Origin of the sequence: Aurantimonas sp. C2-5-R2 (genome assembly GCF_036549495.1) — a bacterium.
Lineage (GTDB): Bacteria > Pseudomonadota > Alphaproteobacteria > Rhizobiales > Rhizobiaceae > Aurantimonas > Aurantimonas coralicida_A.
Window position 1 is genome coordinate 1 of the sequence record NZ_JAZHLJ010000138.1, and the last position, 5132, is coordinate 5132.

At 62.3% G+C, this 5132-nt stretch carries 7 protein-coding genes; 1 reads left to right on the top strand and 6 read right to left on the bottom strand.

The genetic code is table 11. The features are described from left to right. Positions 1–273: 273 nt before the first annotated feature. The 5 genes from VQ044_RS25935 to VQ044_RS23645 form a co-directional block, all read right to left on the bottom strand. Positions 274–450: a DUF3008 family protein gene (locus VQ044_RS25935; RefSeq protein WP_442873007.1), complete on the bottom strand. Its 177-nt coding sequence runs from the start codon at positions 448–450 to the stop codon at positions 274–276. A 528-nt stretch (positions 451–978) separates the two neighbouring features. Then, positions 979–1389, bottom strand: coding sequence for a DUF3024 domain-containing protein (locus VQ044_RS23630; protein WP_327650066.1), 411 nt, complete (start codon positions 1387–1389; stop codon positions 979–981). A gap of 113 nt (positions 1390–1502) precedes the next feature. Beyond that, a complete protein-coding gene (locus VQ044_RS23635; protein WP_442880748.1) occupies positions 1503–1691 on the bottom strand; it encodes a hypothetical protein in 189 nt (62 codons plus the stop codon). Between the two features lie 47 nt (positions 1692–1738). Beyond that, positions 1739–2629: a YihY/virulence factor BrkB family protein gene (locus tag VQ044_RS23640; RefSeq protein WP_331827809.1), complete on the bottom strand. Its 891-nt coding sequence runs from the start codon at positions 2627–2629 to the stop codon at positions 1739–1741. Positions 2630–2732: 103 nt separating this feature from the next. After that, positions 2733–3086, bottom strand: coding sequence for a hypothetical protein (locus VQ044_RS23645; RefSeq protein ID WP_327650069.1), 354 nt, complete (start codon positions 3084–3086; stop codon positions 2733–2735). A gap of 120 nt (positions 3087–3206) precedes the next feature. On the opposite strand from VQ044_RS23645, the gene VQ044_RS23650 reads away from it, so the two are divergent. Next, the gene (locus VQ044_RS23650; protein ID WP_327650071.1) at positions 3207–3521 is read left to right on the top strand and encodes an NnrU family protein; all 315 of its coding nucleotides are present in this window, start codon (positions 3207–3209) and stop codon (positions 3519–3521) included. An 83-nt stretch (positions 3522–3604) separates the two neighbouring features. Here VQ044_RS23650 and gdhA read toward each other — a convergent pair whose 3' ends face one another. After that, positions 3605–4954 carry an NADP-specific glutamate dehydrogenase gene (gene gdhA, locus VQ044_RS23655; protein WP_327650073.1) on the bottom strand — a complete coding sequence of 450 codons (1350 nt, stop codon included), beginning with the start codon at positions 4952–4954 and terminating at the stop codon, positions 3605–3607. Positions 4955–5132 lie beyond the last annotated feature (178 nt).

Genomic DNA, 5132 nt, shown 5'->3' on the forward strand with positions numbered 1-5132 from the left:
AGCGTTCAATGTACGGACGCGGAAACCTCGATCTTCTTCGCCAACGGTTCCTCCTGGCGCACATGAACCACACAACCTGCGCAAGAGCCACTTTCCTGGGGGCAGACCATTTCGATGTGGGCCCCGGCGTCATTGGTGTATCCAAAGCTGGGGCAGGGGGCCGGCTTTTCCCATTGCCCGGATAAACGTCCTGACCTGATGGATGCCCTGCTGGAGAATACGTTTATATCAGACGGGTGGGCTGGGAGATTTCACATGGGCGAGCGTCATGTCCTACCCTTTGGAAGCATGTTCTGGCTTTCCTTTGCGCGTCGTTGAGGCCATGGCATCGAGCTCCTTTTCGCTACGCGAGGCCGCTGGAATCGGTTGCAAATTGTGAGGTGCAGGCTGGGTGGATATCGGCTGGCTGAAATCAACGGCATGCGGAAGACTGTTCGTGAATTGGCTCATGGTCGGAAGCCGTATCTGCCGAAACTGGCCGGCACGCGGTCCGATGTTGAATGAAATTCTGCGGCCCTTGGCGGCGGGCAAATTGCGCTGCGATCAGGCGCAGTCCTCGTGAAATTTCATAGCGACCTGGTGGCGGGACGCTGCCTTCATCAACTCCAGGACCACCTCATCCTGGACCCACCTGCCGGCGCCCCCTTAGCGGCGGCGAGTCTCTGGGCCAGTCGGTTCTGGCGGGCTTCGCTAGCCGCCAGCGCCATCGCCACCATGTGCTTGCAAAAAGGCCCCGATCCCGGAAGGCCGGGCAGGAACATTCCCCATCGATTTCCGTGCCCCGTCCGGTGAGGACGGTGCGGTGCTCGTCCGTTCCGGCGACCTGCGCCAGCACGCGGGCAGTTGTCCACGCGCGCAGCGTCGAGGTCGGGGATTTCCACCTGGCCGCCCATTTGATAGGCCCGTCCGCGCGCAAAAACTTTCTTGCCGGCAACGGCGCGCAGCGCATCGACGTCAAAGGGCATCGAACCTCGGACATCACGCAATCGGCTGAAGTAACGGGTTGGTTTCGATGAGCGCCAAAGCCTCTTCGAGCGTTACGGCTGAATGAAGGCGCCGCCACTCTCCGTTATGTCTGTGCCACATCACGTCGAAGCGGATTGCGTCAAGGCCATCTTCATCATGGTCGAGCCGGGTGAAGGCTGAATCGAACTCCTGTCCGGAATTTTCGGGAAAGCCCGAGCGGTAACGCGTGATGAAGCTGTATTTGCTTCCCCGCCATTTTCCGAAGATATCCACCGGATAATTGAACTCTGTCGAGCGGAGCTCCGGCAGGAAGCGAGGTTTGAGCACTCGGGCAATGAAATCATCGCAGGCGGCCGCCACGGTCGCCTTTTCCTCATCGGCAAGAGACCTGTCTCGAACCCATCTCCATTCCCGCTTCACCATGGCTTCCTGTTCATCCTGTCGGTTCGGTGGAAATGTAGTTACGAGGACTCCATCACAACAAAGCCTGGTTTCGGCTGCTTGGCCAATTTGTGGTCCGCGGCGGCGGCGGCCGATCAGCTCTCCGTTCGACGTTCGCCGCCGCTCGGCGCCATTCCCGACCGGGCGTTCGACTTGGCGCGACTTTCTGAGCGCGGCTGGCGCCGCACGGCGCGCGCCAGCCGCCGGATCCGGATGGCGCGGTTGAGTTCGCCACCGAAGATCAGTACCAGCGCGCCGAAATAGAGGAAGTACAGCGCTGCCATGATCCCCGCGAGCCCGGCATAGTAGCTGGCGTAGTTCGCGAACCGCGTCAGGTAGAGCGAGAAGACCGCGCTGAGGACGATCCACGNTAGAGGAAGTACAGCGCTGCCATGATCCCCGCGAGCCCGGCATAGTAGCTGGCGTAGTTCGCGAACCGCGTCAGGTAGAGCGAGAAGACCGCGCTGAGGACGATCCACGCGCCGACGGTGAAGAGCACGCCCGGATAGATGCTCGAAAAGCGCGTTCGGCGGGCCGGCAGGAAGATGTGCGCCACGAACAGCGCCGTGACCAGGATCGCGGCGGTCGCCGGATAGCGGATGGCGCCGCTGGTCACCGACGTTGGGTCGAAGCCCGGTAGCAGCCGGTGCAGGAAAGATCCGGCCCGCGGCGCGAGCACGAGAAGATAGCCAACCAGGACGAGGACAAGCCCCGTCAGGACGACCGTCAGCGCCTGCAGCGCGTAGAGGACGATGGTCGACCGGTGTTCGCGTATCCCGTAGGCGCGGTTGAGACCGACGCGCACGCCGTCGATGCCACCCACCGCGAACCAGAGCGTCAGCAGGACACCCGCGCTCAGCACGCCGCCCCGCTGGACGGTCAGAATGTTTCGGACCTCGGAGACCAGCGGCTCGATCAGCGCCGGTGGCACGATGGCGATGAGGAACGAGATGAGGCCGTCGGCCATGTCCCGGTCGCCGATGAAGGCGGTGAGGGAACTGGCGAAAATGAGGAAGGGAAAGACCGCCATGACAGTCCGGAACGCCACGTTGCCGGCCAGGCCCATGGCGTCGTCGCTCCAAAGCCGCAGCACCGCCTCGCGAAAGACCGCCCAGAGCGCGCGCCAGCCGGTGCCGTAGAGCAGATCCTCCGGGTGTTCGCTGAGGACGCCCTTGGACTTCCGCTCGTCCCGCGCCGCCTCCTGTTTCGCCTTCAGGTCCATCGGGCCGATCCCGTTCGCCTCCCTGTCCGGTGTGGTCGGAGGTAACCTGCTTCGGCGCGATGTAAAGAGGGGCGCCGCAACCTGGCGCCGCGGGCGGAACGGATCAGCGCGACCAGCGAGACAAATGCCGCTTCCAGCGTTCGCCCAGCCGCAGACCGCCGGCCGCCTCGCGCCGCCGTCCGGACAGCCATCGGCCCGGCTTGTTACGCAGCGGCTTGTCCACGAGGTCTTCGGGCGTGGCGGCGGTCCCGGCGAGCGCGGAACCAGCGGTCGGCTCGGCCGGCCGGCCGGCGTCGGCGGCGATCTTCGCGCGAACGGGCTCCGCGCCGACACCGGCTGGCTCGCGAAGCTGTTCGGCGATCGCGGCGAGCTGGCCATCGGACCAGATCGACTTTCCCGCCGATGCGAATTTGCGCCGCTTCACGGCAACGGTGAAGGGTTTCGTCTGCTGTTTCATCGTTCTCTCTCCGGAATGGTGGCCGGCATCCAATCGGGTACCCGGCTGGTTTGAACCGAATCCGCACTCCATCTTCCTTTCGGCCTGTCCAGCCATGGTTCGGCTCGCCCTTGCCTATTCATGACCGCCCATCTCGTGCAGACGGCACCGCCTCTGTGCGACTTCGCCATCCGCGCACTCGGACGCGGGACGTATCTTGCCGTCTATTCCCTGATCTCCATTCTCCTCCTGGTCTGGCTGATCGCCGCCGCCTGCGATGTCCCGACCCTGCTGCTACGGTCGCCGACGCCTGAGCTGGATTGGGTTCCGTTTGTGCTGATGCCGCCTACCTTCATTCTCATCGTCGCCATGACCAGATCGTTGGTTACCTGGATTGCGGAGCGCGAGAGCGTATCGAGTACCAGTACAGGAACAACATTTCTCAAGGGCGAGTGAAGAAGGGAAAAAGACTGGTATGGACCTTCTCCGGGCACCAATCCTCAAGTCCGACCAGCTTGACATATGCGAGGCGGTGTTGGTCAAATCACACCCATGGCGCGCATGGCCTCAGCCACGCGGACGAAACCGGTTATGTTCGCGCCCAAGACATAGTTGCCCGGCGCTCCGTACTCCTCTGCGGTCTCGGCGCATGCATCGTGGATGTTTTGCATGATCGTGGCCAGCCGTTCCTCAGTCTTCTCGAAAGACCAGCTGTCGCGACTGGCGTTCTGCTGCATTTCAAGCGCAGAGGTGGCGACCCCGCCCGCATTAGCCGCCTTGCCGGGCGCAAAGAGCACCCCGGCCTTTTGGAAAATGTGTATCGCCTCAGGCGTGCAGGGCATGTTGGCGCCTTCGCCAATGGCAACCACCCCATTCTCGACCAATGTCGCGGCATCGGTGCCAGTCAGTTCGTTCTGGGTGGCCGATGGCATAGCTACGTCGCAGGGAACGTCCCAGATCGAACCGCTCTTGATGTAGTGAGTTCCTGTGCCCTTGAGGCGCGCATACTCGGAAATCCGGTCGCGACGGACCTCCTTGATCTCCTTCATCAAATCGAGGTCGATGCCGGCCTCGTCCACGACGTAGCCGTCGGAATCGGAACAGGCCACCACGGTACCGCCGAAGGACAGGATCTTTTCCATCGCATAGATCGCAACATTTCCGGAGCCCGACACCACGCAGCGTTTGCCGTCGAAGCTGGTGTCGCGGGTGCCCAGCATCCGCTGCACGAAATAGGCACTGCCGAATCCGGTCGCTTCGGTGCGGGCGCGTGAACCACCATAGGACAGCCCCTTGCCGGTAAGCACCCCTGCCTCGTAGCGATTGGTCAAGCGCTTGTACATTCCGAACATGTAGCCGATCTCGCGTCCGCCGACGCCGATATCGCCCGCCGGAACGTCGATGTATTCGCCGATATGTCGGTGCAGTTCGATCATGAAGGACTGGCAGAAGCGCATGATTTCCCGGTTCGAGCGACCCCTGGGATTGAAATCGGACCCGCCTTTCCCGCCGCCGATCGGCAGGCCAGTCAAGGCATTCTTGAAGGTCTGTTCGAATCCGAGAAACTTGATGATCCCGGTGTTGACCGAGGGGTGAAACCGCAAGCCTCCCTTGTAAGGTCCCAGGGCGGAATTGAACTGCACCCGGAACCCGCGATTGATCTGCACCTCGCCTCGGTCGTCGATCCACGGCACGCGGAAGATGATCTGGCGCTCGGGTTCACAAATCCGTTCGATCAGCGCCTCGTCAGCATATTCGGGATGTTTCGAGATGACGCGGCCGAGACTTTCCAACACCTCGTGGACGGCCTGATGGAACTCCTGTTCGCCGGCGTTGCGGTGCAAGACCGTGCTCAGGATCGGTTGCAGCTTTTCATCAATCGCGTTCATGCACTGTCTTTCGGGAATGGACGGTCAACGTCCCGAACTCCTTGGGGGCTGACGAGAGTATTGCAGGCGTATTTTCCGTCCGGATCCCGTGTCGGCACGATCCCGTTTACGGCCCACCAGCGGACCGCCAACTTCCATGAGGATGGTTCGTCCGCGGGCCCGCTGCTCGGATGCGGAA

What these genes read in the sequence shown, in the direction of transcription:
- VQ044_RS25935 (WP_442873007.1), bottom strand. Translation starts at nt 450, where the DNA reads ATGAGCCAATTCACGAACAGTCTTCCGCATGCCGTTGATTTCAGCCAG.
- VQ044_RS23630 (WP_327650066.1), bottom strand. Translation starts at nt 1,389, where the DNA reads ATGGTGAAGCGGGAATGGAGATGGGTTCGAGACAGGTCTCTTGCCGAT.
- VQ044_RS23635 (WP_442880748.1), bottom strand. Translation starts at nt 1,691, where the DNA reads ATGGCAGCGCTGTACTTCCTCTATTTCGGCGCGCTGGTACTGATCTTC.
- VQ044_RS23645 (WP_327650069.1), bottom strand. Translation starts at nt 3,086, where the DNA reads ATGAAACAGCAGACGAAACCCTTCACCGTTGCCGTGAAGCGGCGCAAA.
- VQ044_RS23650 (WP_327650071.1), top strand. Translation starts at nt 3,207, where the DNA reads ATGACCGCCCATCTCGTGCAGACGGCACCGCCTCTGTGCGACTTCGCC.
- gdhA (WP_327650073.1), bottom strand. Translation starts at nt 4,954, where the DNA reads ATGAACGCGATTGATGAAAAGCTGCAACCGATCCTGAGCACGGTCTTG.